This window comes from Rhizorhabdus sp. P4_G5 (genome assembly GCF_056401065.1).
On sequence record NZ_JBFUKB010000005.1, the window covers coordinates 474,209 to 497,468 of the forward strand.

20 protein-coding genes are annotated in these 23,260 nt (G+C 63.8%); 12 read left to right on the forward strand and 8 right to left on the reverse strand.

All coding sequences use genetic code 11. The features are described from left to right. Nucleotides 1-404 precede the first annotated feature (404 nt). From AC1DQK_RS12100 to AC1DQK_RS12110, 3 genes are all read left to right on the forward strand, one after another. On the forward strand, nucleotides 405-1,238 hold the full coding sequence (locus AC1DQK_RS12100) for a hypothetical protein (RefSeq protein ID WP_477870741.1): 834 nt from the start codon (nucleotides 405-407) through the stop codon (nucleotides 1,236-1,238). Beyond that, entirely contained in the window at nucleotides 1,213-1,713 is a 501-nt protein-coding gene (locus AC1DQK_RS12105) for a hypothetical protein (protein ID WP_477870743.1), read from the forward strand. The genes AC1DQK_RS12100 and AC1DQK_RS12105 overlap by 26 nt, the downstream gene beginning before the upstream one ends. A gap of 957 nt (nucleotides 1,714-2,670) precedes the next feature. After that, a complete protein-coding gene (locus AC1DQK_RS12110; protein ID WP_477870745.1) occupies nucleotides 2,671-3,096 on the forward strand; it encodes a LuxR C-terminal-related transcriptional regulator in 426 nt (141 codons plus the stop codon). Nucleotides 3,097-3,214: 118 nt separating this feature from the next. On the opposite strand, the gene AC1DQK_RS12115 is transcribed toward AC1DQK_RS12110, so the two are convergent. Together AC1DQK_RS12115 and AC1DQK_RS12120 are read right to left on the reverse strand one after the other, a co-directional pair. Beyond that, the gene (locus AC1DQK_RS12115; protein WP_477870747.1) at nucleotides 3,215-4,582 is read right to left on the reverse strand and encodes a UDP-glucose dehydrogenase family protein; all 1,368 of its coding nucleotides are present in this window, start codon (nucleotides 4,580-4,582) and stop codon (nucleotides 3,215-3,217) included. A gap of 28 nt (nucleotides 4,583-4,610) precedes the next feature. Next, complete coding sequence (locus AC1DQK_RS12120) at nucleotides 4,611-5,606, reverse strand: NAD-dependent epimerase/dehydratase family protein (RefSeq protein ID WP_477870749.1); 996 nt, start codon at nucleotides 5,604-5,606, stop codon at nucleotides 4,611-4,613. Between the two features lie 410 nt (nucleotides 5,607-6,016). On the opposite strand from AC1DQK_RS12120, the gene AC1DQK_RS12125 reads away from it, so the two are divergent. From AC1DQK_RS12125 to AC1DQK_RS12140, 4 genes are all read left to right on the forward strand, one after another. After that, the gene (locus AC1DQK_RS12125) at nucleotides 6,017-7,210 is read left to right on the forward strand and encodes a calcium-binding protein (RefSeq protein WP_477870751.1); all 1,194 of its coding nucleotides are present in this window, start codon (nucleotides 6,017-6,019) and stop codon (nucleotides 7,208-7,210) included. A gap of 185 nt (nucleotides 7,211-7,395) precedes the next feature. Further along, a complete protein-coding gene (locus tag AC1DQK_RS12130) occupies nucleotides 7,396-8,544 on the forward strand; it encodes an acyltransferase family protein (protein ID WP_477870753.1) in 1,149 nt (382 codons plus the stop codon). A gap of 17 nt (nucleotides 8,545-8,561) precedes the next feature. Then, entirely contained in the window at nucleotides 8,562-9,854 is a 1,293-nt protein-coding gene (locus AC1DQK_RS12135) for an O-antigen ligase family protein (RefSeq protein WP_477870755.1), read from the forward strand. Further along, nucleotides 9,841-10,992: a glycosyltransferase family 4 protein gene (locus tag AC1DQK_RS12140; protein WP_477870757.1), complete on the forward strand. Its 1,152-nt coding sequence runs from the start codon at nucleotides 9,841-9,843 to the stop codon at nucleotides 10,990-10,992. Before AC1DQK_RS12135 ends, AC1DQK_RS12140 begins: the two co-directional genes overlap by 14 nt. 51 nt (nucleotides 10,993-11,043) lie before the next feature. On the opposite strand, the gene AC1DQK_RS12145 is transcribed toward AC1DQK_RS12140, so the two are convergent. Genes AC1DQK_RS12145 through AC1DQK_RS12170 form a run of 6 tightly spaced genes read right to left on the reverse strand, consistent with a single transcriptional unit; the run spans nucleotide 11,044 to nucleotide 18,357 of the window. Continuing rightward, nucleotides 11,044-12,357 (reverse strand): pectate lyase family protein, encoded by a 1,314-nt coding sequence (locus AC1DQK_RS12145; protein WP_477870759.1) that lies wholly within the window; start codon nucleotides 12,355-12,357, stop codon nucleotides 11,044-11,046. Nucleotides 12,358-12,397: 40 nt separating this feature from the next. Then, nucleotides 12,398-13,657 (reverse strand): outer membrane beta-barrel protein, encoded by a 1,260-nt coding sequence (locus tag AC1DQK_RS12150; protein WP_477870761.1) that lies wholly within the window; start codon nucleotides 13,655-13,657, stop codon nucleotides 12,398-12,400. Continuing rightward, complete coding sequence (locus AC1DQK_RS12155) at nucleotides 13,658-14,212, reverse strand: polysaccharide biosynthesis/export family protein (RefSeq protein ID WP_477870763.1); 555 nt, start codon at nucleotides 14,210-14,212, stop codon at nucleotides 13,658-13,660. Nucleotides 14,213-14,249: 37 nt separating this feature from the next. Next, nucleotides 14,250-15,104, reverse strand: coding sequence for a sulfotransferase (locus AC1DQK_RS12160; RefSeq protein ID WP_477870765.1), 855 nt, complete (start codon nucleotides 15,102-15,104; stop codon nucleotides 14,250-14,252). Between the two features lie 2 nt (nucleotides 15,105-15,106). After that, the gene (locus AC1DQK_RS12165) at nucleotides 15,107-16,315 is read right to left on the reverse strand and encodes a DegT/DnrJ/EryC1/StrS family aminotransferase (protein WP_477870767.1); all 1,209 of its coding nucleotides are present in this window, start codon (nucleotides 16,313-16,315) and stop codon (nucleotides 15,107-15,109) included. Between the two features lie 32 nt (nucleotides 16,316-16,347). Further along, on the reverse strand, nucleotides 16,348-18,357 hold the full coding sequence (locus AC1DQK_RS12170) for a polysaccharide biosynthesis protein (RefSeq protein WP_477870769.1): 2,010 nt from the start codon (nucleotides 18,355-18,357) through the stop codon (nucleotides 16,348-16,350). Between the two features lie 358 nt (nucleotides 18,358-18,715). Between AC1DQK_RS12170 and AC1DQK_RS12175 the strand changes: the two genes are divergently transcribed. From AC1DQK_RS12175 to AC1DQK_RS12195, 5 genes are read left to right on the forward strand one after another with little or no spacing between them, the layout of a single operon-like run. Further along, nucleotides 18,716-19,894, forward strand: coding sequence for a glycosyltransferase (locus AC1DQK_RS12175; protein WP_477870771.1), 1,179 nt, complete (start codon nucleotides 18,716-18,718; stop codon nucleotides 19,892-19,894). Beyond that, nucleotides 19,891-21,066, forward strand: a complete 1,176-nt coding sequence (locus AC1DQK_RS12180) for a glycosyltransferase family 4 protein (protein WP_477870773.1) — start codon at nucleotides 19,891-19,893, stop codon at nucleotides 21,064-21,066. The genes AC1DQK_RS12175 and AC1DQK_RS12180 overlap by 4 nt, the downstream gene beginning before the upstream one ends. Beyond that, nucleotides 21,063-21,665 (forward strand): sugar transferase, encoded by a 603-nt coding sequence (locus AC1DQK_RS12185; RefSeq protein ID WP_477870775.1) that lies wholly within the window; start codon nucleotides 21,063-21,065, stop codon nucleotides 21,663-21,665. Before AC1DQK_RS12180 ends, AC1DQK_RS12185 begins: the two co-directional genes overlap by 4 nt. Next, on the forward strand, nucleotides 21,637-22,569 hold the full coding sequence (locus tag AC1DQK_RS12190) for a methionyl-tRNA formyltransferase (RefSeq protein ID WP_477870777.1): 933 nt from the start codon (nucleotides 21,637-21,639) through the stop codon (nucleotides 22,567-22,569). The genes AC1DQK_RS12185 and AC1DQK_RS12190 overlap by 29 nt, the downstream gene beginning before the upstream one ends. Continuing rightward, nucleotides 22,560-23,243: a PIG-L deacetylase family protein gene (locus tag AC1DQK_RS12195; protein ID WP_477870778.1), complete on the forward strand. Its 684-nt coding sequence runs from the start codon at nucleotides 22,560-22,562 to the stop codon at nucleotides 23,241-23,243. The genes AC1DQK_RS12190 and AC1DQK_RS12195 overlap by 10 nt, the downstream gene beginning before the upstream one ends. The last annotated feature ends 17 nt before the right edge of the window (nucleotides 23,244-23,260 follow it).

The following is a 23,260-nucleotide window of genomic DNA, read 5'->3' on the forward strand; positions in this document are numbered from 1 at the left end:
ACATAATATAAGGAAGTGTACGATGAGTATTCTTCATATCCGTCAATGGGGACATCATCAATTTTGCGTCATACGAAGTGCGGTCGATCCGTACATGAATACGGGCGCATCCAGATGGACGGGTACTGTCGCACTCCTCATCGTGGTCACGGTGATTTGGGAAATTGCGACGACCCAGGGCTAGCCTGCCTGCGTTCTTGTGATTTAGTTCGGCAACGGTCACGCTTGGAAACTTAGAGTTACACACAGTGCACATGTGAAAACAATCTGAATGGCGCCTACTGCTGGCTCTCTACACCAGCGTCAGGCTCGATCCATGCGGAAGACAATGCAGCCCGTCATCCTGATCGGCCCTGTAGGCCGGTGCGCAAGATCCGTTCCGAGCCTTGCGGCCGGCGCTTGACGTGAAGCGGCCGATCCGCTGGCTGCCCTCCCTCAATGCCCGGGCGGAGGCATTCGCCATCATCGGTGGCATCGCCGCTGTAAATGCTCTGGCCGGCAAGCTGGCGACCGCGTTGCACGGCCAAAGCCTGGCAAGCGCACTGCTCTCGCTAGGCGGGGTGAGTGCGATCATCTGGTTCGCCCTGATCGTCATGCTTGTGATTGCCGGCAAGACCGACAAGGTCGAAGCGCTGGCGCCGCTGGACCGACCGGTGCTCGCGTCGATGGCGATCCTAGCCGCCATTCCGTTCAATTTCGGCGGCGCCATCGCTGTGCTTCTCGGCGGAGCCTACCTCCTCGCCACATCGGCGAGCGCATCGGCGACCCGGCGCGTCGCGGTCGTCATGGTCGCGCTCACGGGGCCGCTGATCTGGGGGCGTCTGCTGCTGGCTTTTTTTGGGCCGATGTTGCTCGGATGGGATGCCCATCTCGCTGCCGCCATCGCAGGCTCGAGCGTACAGGGTAATGTCGTCGACCTGTTCGGCGGCGCCGGTCGCTTATATGTCGCTCTCGGCTGCTCGTCGCTGCACAATATGTCGCTGTCCATATTGCTGTTCGTGGTGGTCACTCAGATGCTGCAGCTGAGGCTTAGCCCGGCACTCCTCTCGGTCTGTGTCGCGTCGGCAGCCGCCATGGCGATCGTGAACATCCTGAGACTGGCGACGATCGCGCGCTTTCCCAGCCACTTCGAATATTTCCATGTGGGGCAGGGCGGGGCTCTGTTCGGCCTGGCGAGCTTCGCGGCGGCAATCGCAGTGACAGGAGTAGGCGTTGTCGCTGTCACGCGCCATCATTAGCCCGGCGGCGATCATGGCGTTGCTGATCGCCACGGTCGCTCCGAAGCTGTGGCTCCAGCAGCGATCGACCCATGTCGACGAGTACCATCTCAGCCGTGACATCGCGGCGACCCTTCGAGCGAGGGGCTTCTCGATCGATATGGAGAGCTTTGCTCCTGGCCCGGCCGTTGCCGCTACGCTGGGCCCATGCCGCCTGTTGATCCGTAACGGCGATCGCGCGCGTGAGTTGGGAACCTTGTTCGAGATGGAAGGTGCCGCCGTCGGTCCCCTGACGATCGGTTATCGGGGAGTCTGGAAGCCTGGCCCTGCCGCTGCCCGGGCGATCGTGGAACGCTTCACGCAAGACAGCGCCGCTCGTCTGGGCTTCTTCTTCGCGCGGCCCGCAGTGCTCGCTGTAGCGCAGAGCCGGCGTTGTCCTGAATTGCGCCACCTGCTGGACTCGATAAGCGCGCATTCCGCGCCGGCTACGCAATAGATCGGAAGTGAGGCTGTCGCCCGGCTGCCTTCGAACGCTGCGGCACAAGTATTACTCCCCATGCGGATGCCCGCCCCTGGAGCGGATGATGTATCCAGGTCACGGCATTGCCCTGCCATGCGGCTGAAAAGCTCCGGCCGCATCGTGCTGACAGGCCGCGCGTTCCCCCCTTTGACCCGCGCGGCCTGTCACACATCCGTCGGGCAGCGGCGCCATGCTCTCGCAGGGGCGACGGTAGGATCGCCAACCGTCGTTGAGCCGATCCCATCCCATCCAAATCGCAGAAGTGAATGGATGAGATGCGAAGCCGCGCCCAAAGCGCAACTGCACCTTACCCCTGGAGATTTCCGCCAGACCGCAAAATATGACCTTTATGGAGGGGCTGTGCGGCAATCCAGGTGGATAGAACTGCCAAATAGATGAATGTTATTTTGTAATTGATGATAGCAAGTAAACTGGAAAGATTGGGGTTGGATCGGTTGTATCGAGTGCAGAATGGTGAGTCGATCAACCCAGAATCGTTAACTAACATAGATTAGGCGTAAAGATATTGGTGGATAGAATGGCGCGTGCTAGATGGCGGTGAGGTTCAGTGTAAGCTTAGCTGTCTAAATCGGGGTATTCCTTTTGGGTCGATACACAGCCGCAGCAGGGATGCGACTAGGCTCGGACGTGCCGGTCAGACGTGAGGGTTCATCGACCTTCCCGGATTCGCTTCCTGGGCAGATCTTCGTATCTGTCTTGAGCAATTCGGAAATGAGACGGGCCAGCCTGGCTCAGATGCTCGGCGCCCACGGTTTCTCGGTCGAGACTGATGCGCTGACGCAAGGAGCGCCACGCGTTGCGCGGAGCGGCAGGGCGGAACATGTCATCCTGATCGATAGTCTTGCTGATGCGTTCGGCCTCGCCTCCGTCGCGGACATTCGTATGCGCGAACCCGACGCGAGGATAGCTCTGTTGAGCGACCACTGTGAGCCGGCCGAGCTGCAGAACGCCTTCGCCGCCGGCGTGGACGCCGTGATCCTGTGGAGCGTCAAGCCCGGCGCGCTGGTCTTGATGATCCCGCTGCTCGCCGGCGGTGAGAAATTCATACCTTCGCCACTGGTAGGGTCGCTGGCAGCGATGCTGGGAACGCGCGGTGGTCAGTCGATGGTGGCCAGCCATGCCGGACTTTCGACGCAGCAACTCGATATCTTGCGGTGCCTGGCTGACGGTGCCTCCAACAAGGTGATTGCGAACCGTCTCAGCATCGGGGTCGCGACGGTGCGCGTTCAGGTGCGGACGATCCTGCGCAAGCTGAACATCCTCAACCGCACGCAGGCGGCGATCTGGGCAACCAGGAACGTCGCGATAGCCGGCTTGGCGACCAGCCTTCTCAGCTGACCAAGAGCGGCGGAGCTATAGCGATTTCCAGTCAGGTGAAATCATCTTGCAACTGGGAACTCCCGATAAAATAGCAACATGGGGCGGCCGACCCGGCGCAATCGGGTTGGCAGCCGCTCTAGGAGTCGAGGGCGGCCACGCGCAGCCTGGGCACCGCCGGCTTGCGATCGAATGCCTCCGCCGAAGCTCGTCCGATGCCGGTGTAGCTCATGCCGGCGCGGCGGACTTCATGATCCGGATAGATATTCCGCAGGTCGACGAGGACAGGGTCGTTCATCAAGGACGCGATGCGTCGCAGGTCGAGTGCACGGAACTCGTCCCATTCGGTGACGATGACTATGGCGTCCGCGTCCTCGGCGGCGGCATAGGGATCGGACAGGAACGCCACGTCTTTCATGAGCGGCCGTGCCTGTTCCGCGCCCTCAGGATCATAGGCTTGCACTATCGCCCCGGCATCCTGAAGCGCCTGAATGAGCGCGATCGACGGAGCATCGCGCATATCGTCGGTATTGGGCTTGAAGGTGAGGCCGAGGATCCCGACCAGCTTGCCGCGCACGTCGCCGCCCATGGCGCGAATGACCTTGCGTCCCATCGCCCGCTTGCGGACGTCGTTCACCTTCACCACCGATTCCACGATCCGGAGCGGGGACCCGAAATCCTCCGACGTCTTCAGCAGCGCCAGCGTATCCTTCGGAAAGCAGGATCCGCCATAGCCGGGGCCGGCGTGCAGGAATTTGGTGCCGATGCGGTTGTCCAGCCCGATGCCACGCGCCACGTCCTGTACGTCTGCACCGACGGCCTCGCTGAGATCCGCCATCTCGTTGATGAAGGTGATCTTGGTGGCGAGGAAGGCATTTGCTGCATATTTGATCAGTTCGGCAGTTCTCCTGCCGGTGAACATCAGCGGCGACTGATTGATGTGCAGTGGCCGATAGAGTTCCTGCATGACCTGGCGAGCTTCGGGGTCGTCGGTTCCCACGACGATCCTGTCCGGGCGCTTGAAGTCCTCTATTGCGGCGCCTTCCCGCAGGAACTCGGGATTGGATACCACCCAGGCCGCTGCCGAAGGCGCTTCTTGCCGAATGATGCGTTCGACGTCATCGCCTGTTCCCACAGGCACGGTCGACTTGGTGACGACCACCGTCCGGCCGACCAGAGCGCGCGCGATTTCGGTGGCGGCGGCGAAGACATAGCTCAGGTCGGCATGGCCGTCCCCCCGACGGGATGGCGTCCCGACCGCGATGAACACTGCATCCGCCTGAGCTACCGCCGGCGCGATGTCCGTCGAGAAGGAAAGCCTGCCCGCCTCGACATTGCTGGCGACGAGCGTCGCGAGACCGGGTTCGTAGATGGGCATGACACCGTTTTTCAGGGCTTCGATCTTGTCGATCGCCTTGTCGACGCAGACGACGATATGGCCGAAGTCCGCCAGGCAGGCGCCAGAAACGAGGCCGACATAACCAGTTCCGATCATCGCGATGCGCATAAGATAACCCCTTGGCTGATCAGGTGGTTCAGATTTGATGATATTCGCGGAACCACGACACGAACTTCGGCGCGCCTTGAGCGAGCGTAGTGGCGGGCCTGAACCCCAGGTCGCGCTCGATCGCGCTGATGTCGGAGAAAGTGTTCTTCATGTCGCCGGCCTGCATCGGCCGCATTTCGCGAATGGCGGGGCGTTCGCAACATTGCTCCAGCACGTCGATGAAATGGCCCAGGCGTTCCGGTCTGCTGTTGCCAATATTGTAGATTGCGTGCGGCGTGCGGCTGCCGCCGGCCTTCTCGAGCCCGTCATCCGCTGGCGGATGATCGAGCGCAGCGATCACGCCGCTGACGATATCGTCGATGAAGGTGAAGTCGCGACCCATGTCGCCATTGTTGAAAACCGAGATGGGTCTCCCGCGCAGGATGGCGTCGGTGAACAGCCAGGGCGCCATGTCGGGGCGGCCCCAGGGTCCATAGACGGTGAAGAAGCGCAGCCCGGTTTGCGGCAGCCTGTAGAGGTGCGCGTAGGTTTCACTCATCAGTTCGTCGGCGCGCTTGGTCGCTGCGTAGAGCGAGAGCGGCTGGTTGACCTGGTCCTGGACACGGAAGGGAAGGGTCGCGTTGCCGCCATAGACCGACGACGACGAGGCGTAGACGAGCTGGCGGGTTTTGCGGCTGCGGGCCAGTTCGAGGATGTTGAGGTGGCCCATCAGGTTGCTCTGTGCATAGGCGCGAGGGTTTTCTAAGGAGAAGCGGACGCCGGCCTGCGCGCCCAGGTGGACGATCCGGTCGAAGTCCTCGCCTGCCAGCGCTTCGTCGAGCGCGGTATGATCGGCAAAGTCGCAGGCCGAGAAGCTGAAGTCTCCACCCGCAACCTCTATGTTGCAAAGCCGATCATGCTTGAGGCCCACGGAATAATAATCGTTGAGATTATCGATGCCGATGACGCGTTCGCCACGTTCCACCAGGCGGATCGCGCAGTGCATGCCGATGAACCCCGCAGCACCTGTCACTAACACCGCCATCGATTACCCCATTTGTGCGAACGCTCGATCAGTGCGCAGCTGCGATGCTTGGGGAGTCCGATGTCTTCCAGCACCGCAAGGCGGATCGGTCGGTTGATGCTGTAGCGCAGAAACAGCGGATATCAGCCTGCCCATCGGCGCAGGTGCACAGCCGAGGAGGAGTAGTGCTTCTGCGGTACGGGCCCTGTCGGAGGCATCTGTTGGCTCGCGCCAGGCATTCGCCGCCCTTTACGATGCGGCAGGGCGGCACAAGACGCTGATCAATATGTTTAACTTATGATGTTCTGTCGCCCATCCGGCCGCAGCAAACCGGTCGCGCCGGCTCAAAGTCCTAGCGTAGGTTAGGCCGATCCTTCCCAGAGATAACCGCCGCCCGCTGCAGGCGGCACTACCACGGGAAGGGGCAGGGCATGGCACTGTACACAGGTACTACAAGCAACGATTCCATTATCGGATCCATCGGCGTCGACACGATCAGCGGCTTGGCGGGCAATGATGTGGTGCGCGCCGGTGGCGGCAATGATTACATCAATGGCGGCGAAGGCAATGACAGCCTGTTTGGCGAAGCGGGCAATGATTTCATAAAGGGCAGCGTCGGAGCCGATCTGGTCGATGGCGGCGACGGCAACGATTCCCTGGATGGGGCGCTGGGAATGGACCACCTTGTCGGCGGCCTGGGGAACGACGTGCTTTCGGGGGGTGACGATGCGGATCTGCTGGAAGGCGGCAGCGGTTACGATCAGATCCTGGGGGATGCGGGTAACGATACGCTTAGCGGCGGCGGGGACCGCGATTATCTCGACGGTGGCTATGGCAATGACCTCATCTATGCGGGGGACGGAGACGACGGCTTCTTCAACGAGATCAATCCGGCAACCGGGAAGCTCACAACCCAGGCGGTCGGCGGCGGCGCGGGCAATGACACGATCTTCGGTGAAGCGGGCAATGATAGCCTGAAAGGACAGGCTGGCGATGACCATGTCCATGGTGGCCTCGGCGCAGACCGGGTGGACGGCGGCGATGGCAACAACCTGATGACGGGCGGAGAAGGCAACGACACCCTCTCGTCCGAATATGGCATGGACACCCTTTCCGGCGATGCTGGCAATGATAACCTCCAGGCCGGTGCCGGCGATGACCGGCTCGATGCCGGCGACGGCAACGACTCGGCGAACGGTGAGGCGGGCAACGACATCATATATGGCGGCGCCGGTACCGACCTGTTGCTCGGCGGGGCGGGCGACGACCAGATTCACGGCGACGGCGGCTTCGACAAAATATTCGGTGAACTCGGTAGCGACCGGCTCTGGGGCGGCAGCGACGCCGACTGGTTCGTGTTCAAGGGGGCGGGGGCTCTCGATGGCGGCGACCATATCGAGGACTTCGAGAACGGCCTGGATCATATCGTCCTCGAGAAGCTCGGTGTCGGGAGCTACCGGGCCGGCGGCGGTGCAGGCACCGTCTACGCCCACGACCTGGCGAGCGGAGCAGTAGGGCTCGACGTCGTCACATCGACCGGCATCAAGATGAGCATCGTCGTCGAGGATCCCGCCGGCACCCTGAATGCCGCGAGCTTCTCGGCTGCGGATTTCATCTTTGCCTGAGCCGGGCGGCGTAACACCTGCCATAGCGTAGCTCGTGGGCAAGGCGCAAAGCACGCCTTTCGAGCGGCCGCGATGCCTCCTCCGAGGCCGAATGATCTCGGAAGAGTGGTGTTTTGCCGAAAAACTGCGCGATATGGTGCTCCCTCGACCGCTCCGAAAGGACGGGTTGGGGGAGCATCTCCATCGTGGCAACGAATGCCGAGCAGAGCGTATCGACGAGGACCATGGTCACCGACGGCCCGGCGAGGCCGGAGGCGCGGACCGGCTCGGCCGAGTTCAACGTCGCTGCCCACGGGCTGCGCGGCGTAGCGTCGGTGCTGGTCCTCGCGGCCCATATCGCCGGCGGCACCGCCCGCCATATCTATGCCGGCAATGCGAACTATGTCTCGCTGGTCGAGCATCCCTGGTATCTCGGCACATTCGGCGTCGAGATTTTCTTCGTGATCAGCGGGTTCGTGATCCTGCCGAGCGTCATGAAATATAGTCTGGGCGAATTCGCGCTGCGCCGGTTCGTGCGCATCTATCCGCTGTTCTTCATATTCTCGCTCTTCTTCGTGGCGCTCAACGCCGTGACGAACGCCTATCCGAATCTCAACGACCTGCGCACGGTCATCGCCGGCCTGCTGTTCGTGAACCTTTTCACGGGCACGGAGCAGCTGACGCCCAATGCATGGAGCCTCAGCTTCGAGATATGCTTCTACGCGCTTACCGCGCTTGTGGTGACATTTGGAGTCAAGCGCCGCACTGCCGTAGCCGGCGCCCTGTCCGTCGGCGCTGCTCTGGCGTTCCTCATCGCCTTCCCGATCACCTGCTATTTCATCATCGGGCTGGCCCTGCGGCTCAGCTTCAGGCCCCATCGACAGGCGACGGCGGTCTCCCGGGTCGCCGAGGCGGCAAGCCTCGCACTGGTCATCTGGTTCGCCAGCCGCGCCCATTTCGACTATACGACATGGTCGCAGTTTCAGGACCCGGTGGTGCTGCCGATCCTCGTTTCGCTCAGCACCTATTTCTACCTTGCCTTGCAGCAAGGCAGCCTTACGGCCGGGGCGCTGGACAGGCCGGTCTTCCGCTATATCGGAACCGTGAGCTACAGCCTCTATCTGGTGCACCCCTTCGCCTATTTCGTGCTTCGCGCGATGTTCGTGCGCTACGGCCTGTTCACCGACAACATTGCGCTCTCGATGGCATTGTTCGCGATCGCGGTGTTCGCGGCGTCCTTCCTGCTGACCCATTTCGCACATGCGCTGTTCGAGCGCTGGCCCTATCAGCGGGTGTTCCATCAGGCGGTCTATCGGGAAAAATCGACCTCATCCGCCGCGGCGGCGGCACGCTGATGCCCTCGAACATGCCCATGGCCTGGCCAGACACCGTCGGCGACGAGCCGATGCCACATGCCGTGATCGCTGCGATCTTCCTGTCCAGCTATCTGACATGGCGTCCCTCCCACGACATCATGTTCACCCTCAGCGACGCGCTGTTCCTGTTGGGGTTCGTGCGGCTGGCCTACCGCGACGGCATCCCTCTCGAGCCGTTCCGATTCCTGACCACCATCTGGATGTGCGGCTTCGTGATGTTGGTCTCCGGCCTGCTGATCGGTTCGATCGATGGGCCGGCGCCGTCGCGGTGGCTGATCGTCTCGTGCCAATATCTCTTCGCCTGGGTTGTCCTGCCCATGATCCTTCTGCGGCGATCGCCCGAGCAGAATGTCGCGATGATCAAGGCGATGATATGGGGCGTCTTTGCCGTCAACCTGTTCGGCGCGCTGGTCTATTTCACCTACACCGGAACCTTCGAGGACGCGCAGAACCTGTTCGGGCAGGATTTCCTGTCCGGCGGCCGGCGTCTGGGCGGGTTCACCGGCGATGCCAACTGGAACGGGGCGGTGCTCGCGATGACGGTTCCTTTCGTCATCTTCCTGCGCGCCAAGGGCTATGTCGGGAATGTTGCAACAATGCTGTGGCTCGCGGTCCTCCTCCTGGGAGTGATGCTCAGCGCCTCGTTCACCGCCTTCGTCAGCTGCGTTGCAGCTCTCGCGATTTTCATGGCGGTCGGCAACATCTGGCCAAGTCCGCGATCGGTCGCCGTGGCCGGGGCGAGCGCCCTGTTGGGCTTGGGAGTGTTTGTCGACCTCGGCCTCAGCCTTCCCGCAACCTTCGTCGCCCGCGTGGGCAGGGCCATTGGTAGGGGCGACATATCCGAAGCCGGCACCTATGAAGGCAGGATGCAGCTGATGCGCGAAGCCTGGGGCCTCGTCGAGCAGCATATGCTGGTAGGCGTCGGCGCGGATCAATATCGGGTCATCAGCGCGCTCGGCGCTCCGGTACACAACATGTACCTGCTGCTCTGGGTCGAGGGCGGGCTGATCTCCCTGGTCGGATGGATGGTGCTGCTGGCGGTGCTGCTCGCCGCGGCCGTCAACGCCTATCCGCGCGACCGGCTCGCGACGGCACTGGCCCTGTCGGTGACGTGCAATTTCATCATCGCGTCGATGGCGAGCCCGCACATGTACGCGCGGCTATGGGCAGTTCCGGTCCTGCTTGCCGTCGCCGTCTCGCTGGAATTGACGGTGTTCCCCGCGCGGGCACGGCGGCGGGCGTCCACCCGGCCTGTCGGGCAATTCGGGCGAACCCGTGTCGAGAGCTGATCTTGCGGTAGTTCATGCCGTCGAACCCGCGCTGATGGTCGGCAAGCCATCGCACATCGCGCTGGTGGTCGCGGGCCTCGGCGCCGGCGGCGCCGAACGGGTGATCAGCCTGCTCACCAGCGACTGGGCCGCGAGAGGTCGAATCATAACGATCGTCGCCTTCGATTCTCCTGATGCTCCGATATTTCACCGTCTTCATCCGGCCGTGCGGGTCGTGCGGCTCGGCATTTCCGCAGGGGGATGCAAGCGGCTGAAGGGACTGCGGGCGGTGGTCAGGCGGTATCGGGCGTTGAAGGAAACGCTCGGCGCGCTGAAGCCGGATGCCACCATATCCTTCCTGACGAAGATCAACGTGCTGACCTTGCTCGCTAGCCTGGGCACCGACCGCCGCGTCGTGGTGTCGGAGCGCAATAATCCTCGTCTGCAGCACGCCAGCCGATTATGGACGATCCTTCTCGCACGGCTCCATTGGCGCGCCGATGCGATCGTCATGCAGACTCGTAAAAGCTGCGAGTGCATCGGCACCAAAGCCCGATGCCGGGCTCGCGTGATTCCGAATCCCATCGAGATCGCCCCGGTTATCGGCCCTGTGCGCTCATCCTTCGTCCTGTCGGCGACTGGCCGGCTGACGTGGCAGAAGGGCTTCGATATGCTGATCGACGCCTTCGCGGCGATTGCCGATCGGCATCCACAATGGACGCTGGCGATCTGGGGGGAAGGCGAGTCCCGAGATGCGCTCGAACGGCAGATCAGCGACTATGGTCTCTCCGAGCGGGTCCAGCTTCGCGGCAACAGCCGATCGCCCGGGCACTGGGTGGGACAATCGGACGCCTTCGTGATGTCGTCGCGATATGAAGGCTTCGGCAACGCCTTGGGCGAAGCCATGGCGGCGGGCCTGCCGGTGGTGTCGTTCGATTGCGACTATGGGCCGTCGGAGATGATCCATCACGAGCATGACGGCCTGCTGGTTCCTCCGGATGATGTCGGCGGCCTGGCCGCGGCGTTGGATCGACTATTGAGCGATGCGGATCTTCGCGCCCGCCTGGGAAAGGCGGCATTGGCGACCGGTACGCGGTTCAAGCCGAGTGCCATCATTGGCCAGTGGGATCGGATGTTGACGGATCTCGGGGTGGCGTGAACGCCATCAGCCTGCTGGATTCTGGCGGAGTATGACCCGGTCCCTGCTGGCTCAGCGCTGCGCGATCAGCGCCGTGCTGCGGGCATCGAGGAATTCGTCGAGATTGGTCCAGCCATCGCCGTTCCTGTCGCCCCAGGCATCGAACCGATGCGGATTGAGTCCGTGGGCGTTTTCCCAGTCATCGGCCATGCCGTCTCCATCCGCATCGGGATAAGGTACGCCCGGATCGAGTTCGGGCAACTGGCCGGCGGCTTTGACAATATGTCCGGTGCGAGCGACGACATCGGCGATGATGCGGCGGTCCAGGCTGTCGCGGGGCATCGCACCGGACCCGGCGAGGACTGTGGCATAGGCTTGTTGCGCGCTGCTGGGCTTGACCGTCAGCGGGCAGGGCGGGTTCGATATACGAACCGAGGCGATCCGCTGATTTTCCTTGGCGAGCCCGTCGAAGAGATTCCCCTCCTCGTAGAGCTGCGCAGCACCCTTCGAGCCGACCGACTGGGAGACGAGGCCATGGGCCTGGCCCGCCACTGTGTCCGGGCCGGCACGGAAGTAGTTTCCGACGATGGTGACCGGGGTGCCGCCATAGCTTTCCCATATCTCCGCAAACTCGAACATGCCATTGTACAGGACGTTGTTGACGACCTCCACGCACGAACCGGGCGGGAAGTTGATGTCGGGATTGCGGTCGCCATTATGCGCGCAAAGGTTGCGAATGAAACTGAGCTTCTGGGGACCGACCGGATCGCTGGCCAGCAAGGCGCATTTGTCATGCCGAGGAATGCCCTCGGCGAAGATCGAGTTGGATATCGTCACCTCGTCATTCGCGGCATAGCCGCCGATATTCTCATCGAGCGACCAGGAGGTGCTGACATGATCGATCATTACGCGGCGGCTTCCCTCGATGATGATCGCGCTGTTCGCTTCGCGCTTCTCGCCGCGAAGATCGGGCCGGACCCGGATATGCTGCACGATGACATCGTGCGTGCTCTTTATCACCAGCGGCGTGTATCCGTCGCGTCCGCCGCCATGGGTGAGGATGATGCCGCCGCCTGGCGCGGTCTGACCGGCGATCGTGATGTAAGGGTTGTGGATGATGGGGCGTTCGGTGGTGAAGCGAATCACCCCGGCAACCCTGAAAACGCAGATCCTGGGCCCCGTCATGTCGATGCAGGCGCGCAGCGAACCGGGCCCGGAATCGTCGAGCGTCGTGACCGCGACGACGCGGCCTCCTCGCCCGCCAACGCTGATCCGGCCATAGCCTTCGGCTCCCGGAAAAGAATCCTTCAGGGGCGTCGTGACGACGGCGAAGGGAGGGGACGCCGGCGTCGCCGGACCGCACGCGACCAGCACAGCGCCCATCATCGCGACAGCAACGGAAATGAAGGATTTCAATGGTGCTCTCTCAATAGACCATGTGCAGGCCGAGTGTAGTACGCCAGCGGGCAAATCGCTCGTCTGGATCGTCTGCCGATCGCCGCGAGTGGGTCGTGCCCAGCGACAAGGCGAAGTGGCGGTCCAGCAGGTAGCGTAGTTCCAGCTCGCCGCTCTTATAGCGTTGGTCCTGGCCGATCGAACCGCGATAGTGGACGTCGCGCAGGCCTGCCGAGGCGTGCAGCAGCAGATTGTGGCGAACCTCCTGCTCGACCGTCAGCGTGAAGCGCGTATCCACCCGACCGACCGCACCGGCGCGAATGGTGGCGACATCGCCGCGGAAGCCGTCGATGGACACCGACGTTCGCCGCTGAGGACGCCAGACGAGGCGCGCATTGGCGCCGACGCCATGAAACGAACGCAGCACCGGCGACTTTGGATTGGACTTGAAGACCCCGATGCCGGCATCGCCCTGCAACTTGTCGGCAAGGTCGAACGATACGCCGGTCAATATGCCGGTAGTGGTGGCGTCGCGGTTGACGCCGCTGCGGTCGACGCGAAGCCGCGCATCGCGGTGATTCACATAGGACTCGGCAAATACCGAAATGCGGTGGGTCACCTTGACAAGGCCACGCGCTGCGACCCGATAGGTCAGCAGGTCGCGATCGGCGTCCCGCAGGGGCAGATAATCGATCTTGGTCGCCTGCAGGTCGACGGCCGCACCGAACCTGCCGCCCTGTACGCGGTAGCCGATCTCTCCGGACGTGATGTTCGTCAATGCCGGCGGCCGGGAGCGATCCGTCGTGGCCTCCGGATCGCTGCGGCGTTCGAAGCCACGGTCGAACCTGAGGCTGGCTGACAGAGTTTGTCGCCGGGTCAGGTTCGTCTTCGAGGCGACGCTGCCGCCGAACAGGTTCACATTTTCCCGGCTGTTGTCGATGTAGCGGATGATGTCGCCATGGGCATCGGCGGTGAGATCAAGCGCGGCTCCCTGTCGCTGGATCTCGACCCGCGGGCTGATCGATACGATCTTGTCGTCGACCTTGGCCCTCCGCGTCGCGTAGATGTTGTCGTCATAGGTCGCGTACAGGTCGAGGGTCGGCCGGACAACGACGGATCCGATGATGATCGTTCTCGGTTCATAGCCGGAGCGTGGCAGGCTGGCGACAGACGGGTCGCGGTCCGCGCTGGCGGCGACGGAAGGTATGCCAACACCGAGCACGCTCGCGAGCAGCAGGTGCCGCATCGCGCGCGTGGAGCGCCGCTGGCAAGGCGTGGCCTGATCCGCCAATTAGAACCAGCCTTCCTTGACGATGATCGCATCCCCCGGGAGGATCGGCGTGTCCTGGGTGGCGACACCCCGCCGCGCGGTGCGGGTAACGGTTGCCTGCTTGGTATCCGCACGGAAAGTATAGCCGCCCGCGATCGACACCGCGGTCATCAGCGACATGCCGGGGACATAAGGATATTGGCCCGGACGTTGTACTTCACCGGCGATGAAGAAGGGCCTGTAGGTCTGGACCTGGGCGGTGACCCGCGGATCGATCACCAGATTGCGTGCGAGGACCTTGTCCGCGATCAGCGCTTCAGCCTCGCGCAGGGTTTTCCCGGCGACCGGCACGGCACCGATGATCGGCAACGCGATCGCGCCGGTGTCGTCGACCGCGTAGCTGTTCGCCATCGCGTCGAGCCCGAAGACGCTGACCCGCAATTCGTCGCCCGGACCTAGCCGATAGGCCTCGGGCGCCGCGAGCTCCAGCCTCGGAAGCCCTCCGTCGGAACTCGAACAGCTCGCAAGGAGGAGCGATGTCGCCAGGCTGGCGATCAATTTCGTGCGTCGGGTCATCTTCTAACTCCCTCACGAAGACATGTTGGGTGCATCATCATCCGTGGACCTGCTCGCTGGTCGGCGACGCGCAGGGCCAGTTTGCGAGATTCCGGCCCAATAACCGGCCGAGTTCGCGAACATCCTCGCGATAATAGTCCTCGAGCATCGATCGCAGTTCGCTCGTCAGCGCCGGATAGCGGACCGGGCGGGCGACCGCTGCCCGAATGCGCGACAGCATGGGATTGGACCGCAGCGGATCCAGCAGCGGCCGGGCCGGGCGCAGCAGGCGCCGGATCGACAGGGGCAGCATCGGGGCGTGACTGTCGTTGCGGCGATCTTCCATGGCGGGTGGCGAGATGTGGGGCTCGACGCCGATATGCTCGCACGTCTCGGTGATCACCGCGTCGGGCGTCGCCACGACATCGTCGTAGAGGAATATCTTGACCCGTTCGATCGGGATATGTGTCAACAACCTATGGATGTGGCGCGCATAAAGCCCCCCTTCGAGGAAGCGCGCCTGGGTCGTGCGCCTGCTGTCGAGGTAATGGCGCGGATCCTCGCCGACCAGTCCGCGGCGATACCACATGCAATAGTCCGAATAGGCCCGCTCCACCGGGTCGCGCAGCTGGATGATCAGCGGTACGCCGGGAAGGGCCGCTGCGATCCGCGCTGCGGCATCGGGATGGGCGAGATAGTCGGCGGATTTCTCACCAACTATCCGATCGGCAGGCGCCTCAGCGAACAGCGAGCGATACCAGTCGAGGCCCCGATCATATTCGGCGCTGAAGAAGTGCGGCTCGGCATTGGGCAGCCACAGGCGCGGATGATGCCGAAGCTGATGGGAAATCCACGTCGTCGCGGCCTTGACCGCCCCGATGACGAGGAAGGAGGGGAGGCGGTCTGCGGCCATGCTCAAAGACTCGCCTCATCCAGGACCGAGCGCAGCACCCGCCCCATGGCGGTGCAGCTGGCTTCGCTCAGTGTCGGGTCGACCGGGAGCATGATGCTGGTCTTGCCGAGTTCATGCGCCACCGGCAGCGATTGCGACGGGCCGAGGCCGGCCGCCGTGAACGCCCGCTCGCGGTAGATTTCGGGGCAGATGCCCGTCTGGCAGGGTATGCCGCTCGTCCAGGCTTCTTCGACGATGCGATTGCGGTGCCAGCCGGAACGCAGCTCTTCCGGCCGGACGAACGCGTAGAATTTGTAATAGGCGTGCCCGATCCCGCTGGTCGGCTCTACAAGGCGAAGTCCGCGGCAGCCCCTGAGTTCCTCGATCAGTGCCGCCGCGTTGCGCCGGCGGATCGCTATCCACCCGTCCAGCTTCGTCAGCTGCACCAAGCCGATCGCGGCCTGCACCTCGGTGAGGCGGTAATTGCTGCCGAAGCCGGTGTGCAGCCAGCGGAAGCCCCGCGCGGCATTGGGGGTGTGGGTGGTGGTCCGATCTTTGCCATGGTCCTTGATCGACCAGGCGCGCAGCGCCACCGCCTCGTCGCGGAAGACCATCATGCCACCTTCGCCGCCGGTCGACATGATCTTGTCGGTGCAGAAGGAAAATGCGGCTGCATCGCCAAAACCGCCGACCGGCCGGCCATGGAGGGTTGCGCCATGCGCTTGCGCGCAATCCTCGATCAGCTTGATGCCATAATGATTGGCCAGCACGGCGATCTCGGCAACGTCGGAAGGGTATCCGCCCAGATGCACGACGATGATCGCCCGCGTGCGCGGGGTGAGCCGGGCGGCTACGAGATTGGCGTTGAGGCCCTGCGTCACGGGATCGATGTCGGCGAATATCGGCTTGGCGCCGCACGCCACGACGCAACTCGCCGAAGCCACGAAACTGCGCGCGGGAACGATGACTTCGTCGCCGGGACCGACCCCCAATGCGCGCAGCGCGACCTCCAGCGCCAAGGTCCCGTTCGCGATGGCGACACCGTGGGGAAGGCCGCACATCGCAGCGAACTGCTGCTCCAGCCGCGCGCAGCGTTCACCATGGTGGAGCGAATTCACCCGACCGGTGCGCAGGACCTCGGTGACGGCGGCAATCTCGTCTTCGGCGTAAACCGGCCAATGCGACACGATCCGGGGTGCCTCTTCGGTGGCGTGGAGCAAATCTTGCGGCATGCGCATGATGGGAGAAGTCCTCATTGCTATCCTTACACCTGCTGGGAGTCGGTGGTCTCGCCAGGCCATGATCGCGTCGCGGCGACGTTCATGCTCAGCTTGTGGGTGACGCAGGGAGCGTCGGCGCGGGCGGGATCGAGCAGCCGGAAAAGCAGCGCCCTGGCCTTGTCCTCATTGTGGTTGCGAACCGCTTCGGCGAGGTCGTTGATGCCCCGCCGCAGCGTGTGCATGGCAACCGGCGTCGGCGCCGCCTCGAACACCCCGGGAAGCTTCGACGGCAGGCGCTCCTCGCGCTCGTCGAACAGCTCCTCGTAAAGCTTTTCACCGGGCCGCAGTCCAACGATGTCGATGGGTACGTCGCGGTCGGGTTCCAGTCCCGACAGGCGGATCATGCGGCGGGCGATGTCGATGATCTTCACCGGTTCGCCCATGTCGAGGACGACGATCCGCCCGCGCTGGACGTCATGCTCCATCGCACAGGCCGTGCTGTGCAGGATCAACTGCACCGCTTCGTGGACCGTCATGAAATAACGGGTGATGTCGACATGGGTGACGGTGAGCGGCACGCGCCGTTTGAGCTGACGCTGGAACAGCGGGATCAGCGATCCGCTCGAACCGAGCACATTGCCGAACCGAACCGTCATGAACCGCGGTGCCGAAGGCGAGCCGGCGCCCTCGAGGTCCAAGGCCTGGCAATAAAGTTCGCCAAGGCGCTTGGTGGCGCCCATCACCCCGACCGGATTGACCGCCTTGTCCGTAGACACCTGCACCATGGCTCGCGCGCCGTAGCGGTGGGCCGCATCGGCGACGTTGCGGGTGCCGAGCACATTGGTCTGGATGCCCGAGCAGATGTTGGTTTCCACCAGCGGCACATGCTTGAGGGCGGCGGCATGGAACACGAACTCGGGCCGGTGCCGCGCAAACGCCGCCATGACATGCTGCCGCTGCCGGATCGAGCACAGCGTGGCCACACAGCGCACGTTCGGGAAATGCTCCCGAAGTTCGAGCTCGATCGAATAAAGGTTGAACTCGCCCGCATCGATCAGGATCAGTTCGGCCGGGCCGATCGCGGCGATCTGCCGCACCAGTTCCTGGCCGATGGTGCCGCCGGCACCGGTCACCAGCACCCGGCTGCCGACCAGCAGCCGGGACACCACGGCTTCGTCGAGCGCCGCCTGCGGCCGATCCAGCAGGTCGGCGAGGTTGACCACCTCAAGGTCGAGCGACTTGCCGATCGCGGTGGGCGGCGGCGCCCGCAGCACGGACAGGCCGAGCGTTTCCGCGGCCGTCACCAGTTTCAACTTGCTCGAACCCTGGAGCGGCTTCGGCCCTTCCGCGATGATCAGGCAGGTTGGCCGCTGGTTCTGCGCGGCAAGCTTGCCGACGACATGCTCGATCGCCTCGATGCCGCCCAGGATGGGCACGCGGCGCAGCTTCATCGCGATATCCTGGTTGCCCGCGTCGAGTATTCCAACCGCAACATGCTCGCGGTCGGGGGCCGACTCCAGCTGTCGCAGGACGATCTCGACATGCTCAGGCAGTCCCGCAATCAGGGTACGTGCCGGCTTTTTCGGTGCATGGACGTCTTCGCGCGCGCCGAGCGAGAAGCCGTAGTCGCGCAACCGCTCGCTGAAGATCCTGCGCCAGAGTCTGCCGCCGGCCAGGATCGGCATCAGCACGAGCCATTGGATGATCGGTACCGAAGAGGGCAGCCAGCCCGCCCTTGACGTAATCACCAGCGCAAACACCGGGATGATGATCGAGATCGTGGCGGCCTCGGCGAGCGCGACAAGATCGTTCAGCGATCCGAGCCGCCACATCCGGTCATAAACGCCGCACAGATGGAAGACGACCAGTCCGCTAACCAGGAAGACTGGTAGGTTGATCGTCATTCCGTGCAGCATGGCCGGTGGGATGTGGCCATTCATCCGCAGCATGAACGCCACGCCAAGCGCCGCGCAGATCGCGCTCGCATCGTATAGCATGAAGGTTAGCTTGCGCCATTTCCTGCGCTGTACTGCGGGAACAACCATGGTCGTCATCGGAGTCTTCCCCCGTTTGATGTGGCGACGAACTGTCTCGCTATCTCCGATGCGGACGCGAACTAGGCACCCCTTGCCTGTTCGCTAACGATAGCCCTGCAGCGCGGGGCGGGAAGGCGAGCATCGGGAGGAATCGCGGAGGGGTAGCGCGGCTTCCATTGGGAGGGGCGGTAGCTGCGTGGAGGATATTTTCAGCTCAAATGGAGTGCTCCCCAACCCTGCCAATTGGCACGGGGGATCGTTGGGATAGTCACCAGAATCGATCTGAATAGCGCGGCGCTTTTGGCTAGTCTCGCACTCGTCAGATGCATCGGCGGGGGATTGCTGATCATGCGCAATCGAACACGACAACTATAAGATGAAAGTTCTCCATATCATCACTGGCCTCAATGTGGGGGGTGCCGAGACTATGCTTGCCCGCCTGCTTGAGCATCGCGTTCAGTCGCCCGACATCCTTCCAGAGGTCATCTCCTTGATGGCGCCAGGACAGGTCGGCCGACGGATCGCTCTCACGGGAACGCCGATCCACAGCCTTGGCATGCGCGGTGGCGTGCCGACGCTCGCCGCGGCCATGCGCCTTGTGAAGTTCACCGAAAGTATAGCGCCGGACCTGATCATCGGCTGGATGCATCACGGCCAGATCGCCGCCACCTTGGCTGCAACGGTATCGAAGGTGCCGATGCTGTGGAACGTCCGGCACTCTCTCAGCGGCTATCGCGAAGAAAAGCCGATGACCCGCGCACTGCTGAGACTGGGCGCCTGGTTGTCGCGCAGGCCTGCCGCGATCATCTACAATTCGCGCGTTGCATCACGGCAATATACCGCGTTCGGATATTGCGCGCGTCGCGCCATGGTAATCCCGAACGGCTTCGACAGGAGCGGTTTCGCAGCCCGGGCCGAAGGCAGGGCAGCCCTTCGCTTGCGGTTGCGGGTGCCGGGGGATGCGCTTGTGATCGGCACCGTCGCGCGCAACCACCCCATGAAGGACGTGCCCAATCTTCTCGCCGCCTTCGCCGAAGTCCGGCGGGTGCGCAACGACGCTCACCTGCTGGTGGTGGGGGATGCGATGGACCAGCCATCGCCGGCTGCGGAGCGGATCCTGGCGACGCTGCCGCCGGCGAGCTGGACGCTTGCGGAGCACCGCAGCGACGTATCCGCCTGGCTCGCCGGCCTCGATATCCTGGCGCTGCCCTCGGCATGGGGAGAAGGCTTTCCGAACATCGTGGGTGAAGCGATGGCTTGCGGCGTCCCCTGCGTGGGCACCGACGTCGGCGATACGGGCTGGGTAATCGGCTCGACCGGTGTCGTCGTTCCGCCATGCGATGCCCCAGCTCTGGCCGCCGCACTGATCGAACTGGCGGAGCTGGGCGAGGACGGGCGGCGCGCACTCGGTCGGGCTGCGCAGGATCGGGTCGACCGCCATTTCGCGCTGCCGGCCGTCGTCGGGGATTACACCGCCCTATTCCGGAAGTATGCCCGGCCATCCTGGCCTGCGCCGGCGGTGCGCGGTCCGGCCGCAGGAGCCGATGTCCCATGAAGATCATCGTGGTGGCGAGCCTCGCTTTCTCGCTTGTCAATTTCCGAGGCCGCCTGCTCAAGGATATGGTCGCCAACGGTCACGAGGTATTGGCCTGCGCCCCGGACGACGATCGTGTGGTTGCGGCGCAGTTGGCCGCAATGGGTATAGGCTTTCGGGTGATGCCGATGGCGCGTGCCGGCCTGAATCCCCTCGCGGACATCCGGACGCTGGCCTGGCTCGTCAGCTTGTTCCGCAAACAGCGTCCCGATCTTGTGCTGGCCTACACACAGAAGCCAATCGTCTATGCTGGCATCGCCAGCCGGATTGCCGGTGGCATCCGTTACTTCGCGATGTGCAGCGGTCTGGGCCACGCCTTTGCGGATAACGGCGCGCGCTGGCTGCGCTGGCTGGTCGCCGCATTGTACCGGGTGGCGCTCAAGCGCGCCGAGGGCGTTTTTGTTTTCAATGCCGACGATCGCGGCGAGATGCTGCGGCACCAGATGATCCGGCCCGACATGCTGGTCGTACAGGTGCCCGGGACGGGCGTGGATCTCCAATATTATACCGCGGTGCCGATACAGCCTGGCCCGCCGCGCTTCCTGATGATCAGCCGCCTGCTGAGCAGCAAGGGCCTGTCCGAATATGTCGAAGCCGCACGGCGCATCCGCAAGCGGCACCCGCATGTGCGTTTCCGGTTGCTGGGTCCGCTGGACCCCAATCCCGCCGGGATCGGGATGGCACAGATCGAGGCGTGGGCGGCGGAAGGCGTGATCGAATATCTCGGCGAGGTGCGGGATGTGCGGCCGAGCCTTGCCGCGGCGAGCGTCTTTGTCCTGCCGAGCTGGTATCGCGAGGGGCTGCCTCGCTCGATCCTCGAGGCCATGGCGATGGGACGCCCGGTCATCACCACCGACATGCCCGGCTGCCGCGAGCCCATCGACGAGGGTTCCAATGGCCTGCTGGTCGCGCCGCGCAATGTCGAATTGCTGGAGGCCGCGATGATGCGGTTCGTGCGGCAGCCTGGCCTTGCCGCCACAATGGGCGCCAGCGCACGGCGCACCGCAATCGGCCGCTTCTCCGTGCAGCGTGTCAACGAGATATTGCTGTCGACAATGCAGTTGTTCGCGCCGGTCGGTGCTGTGCCGCTGCCGCCAAAGTTGAGCGGCCGCGCGCCGCACCTGGCCGCATGACTGTCGCCCGCCTCCGCGATATCGCTGTCGCCGCCTTCGGCCTGTGCTTCCTGGCGCCGCTGTTGGGGATCGTCGCAGCGTCGATCATGGCATTGGACGGGCGTCCGTTATTCTTCCTGCAGGTCCGCGGCGGACTGCACGGCCGCAATTTCGTGCTGTTCAAATTCCGGACGATGGACGCAGCGCGCGACGATGCGGGAGCGTTGCTGCCCGACGAGCAACGCATCACCAGGAGCGGGCGTTTCCTGCGTGCGACGAGGCTCGACGAACTGCCCCAGCTTTGGAACGTCCTCGTTGGGGACATGAGCCTCGTCGGGCCGCGGCCGCTGCTGGCGGCCACGGTTGCCGAGGCGGCGCGGACAGGATCGCCGAGGAACTCCGTGCGACCGGGCCTGACCGGATGGGCGCAGGTCAATGGCAACACATTGCTGAGCGACCAGGACAAGATCGCGCTCGATGACTGGTATGTTGCCAACAGATCGGCCGCGCTGGACCTTCTGATCCTAGGGCGGACATTGGCGGTCGTCTTCTTCGGCGAGCGTCTGAACTCTATAGCAATAGGAAAAGCGCATGCGCGCAGTGATCATCGGGGCGGTTGAGAGCAGCCGCATAGCGGCGGAGTGCCTGCACAAGGCTCCGGGTTGGGATGTTGCGGGAATCGTTTCGCTGCCGCCCGAATTGGCAAGCCGCCATTCCGATTTTGTCGATCTTGCTCCTACTGCCGAACGCGCCGGATGCCCGCTCATCTGTGTCGAGAATGCCAATTCCGACGACGCGATTTCACGGATTGCGGCACTGGCGCCCGATTATCTCTTCGTCATCGGTTGGTCGCAGCTGTGCGGCGAGCGGCTTATGGAGATGACCCCTGGACAGGTGATCGGGTTCCATCCGGCACCGCTTCCTCGTTTGCGTGGCCGTGGCGTGATCCCGTGGACGATCCTCCTCGACGAGCCGATCACCGCGAGCACGATCTTCATGATCGATGGCGGCACCGATAGCGGGCCGATCCTCGCGCAACGCTTCTTCCATGTCGCACCAGACGAGACCGCCGCCACGCTCTACGCCAAGCATATGACGGCGCTCACCGAGATACTCCCGGGCCTCCTTGCGGACCTGGTCGAGGGCACCGCCGCCCCTGCGCCGCAGGATCCGCGCCTTGCCACCTGGGCGGCGCGTCGCCGGCCGGAAGACGGCGAGATAGACTGGAGCGGCAGCGCCGAAGCGGCCTGGCGGCAGGTTCGCGCCTGCGGCGATCCCTACCCAGGCGCGCGAGCGACATATCGCGATGAACCCATCGTCATCAAACGCGCGCGGATCGTCAGCCTGGCCGGGCATCGCGCCGGCTTGGTGGGGCAGATCGTGGAGCGAGGGAGCGAGGGCTTCACCGTACGATGTGGTGACGGGAGGGGCCTGTTGGTTCATGACTGGCAATGGAGCCGGCCGGGGCCGCCGCCGCTGCATTCGAAGCTCGCCGTGCGCGCGGGGGGCTGCGGATGTCGCTGATATCGCGCATATCGCGTGCGCTGGTGCTGGCGCCGCATCCGGATGACGAGATCCTCGGCTGCGGTGGAACCATTTCCAGGATCGCAAGCGGGGAGGGCAGCGTGACGGTCGCGGTCGTCACGCGCGGCCAGCCGCCGCACTTCGACAGCGCACAGGCCGACCATGTGCGCCTCGAAGCGGAGCGGGCGCATAGCCTGCTGGGCGTTTCGAGCACTCGCTTCCTCGATCTTCCCGCCGCGGCCCTCGACCAGATGCCGCTGGCGGATCTCAACCGTGCGATCGGCGAAGTCGTGTCCGACGTTCGCCCCGACACGCTCTTCGTTCCTTTCGTGGGCGATCTGCACTTCGACCACCGGCTGGTGTTCGAGGCAGCCATGGTTGCGGCAAGGCCGCGGGGCAACGACTATCCGGTGCGCATCCTTGCCTATGAAACGGTGTCGGAAACCAACTGGTCGGCGCCGATGCTGTCGCAGTCGTTTCAGCCGAACGTCTTCATCGACATCTCGGATCACCTTGAGGCGAAGCTCGATGCCTTCGCCTGCTTCGCGTCGCAGCTACGCCCCTTTCCCGACGAGCGTTCGCTCGAGACGCTGCGGGCGTTGGGCCTCGTGCGGGGTTCCACCGTCACGCGCTCGGCAGCGGAGGCCTTCATGCTCATCAGAGAGGTCAGTTGATATGGGCATCCCGGTAA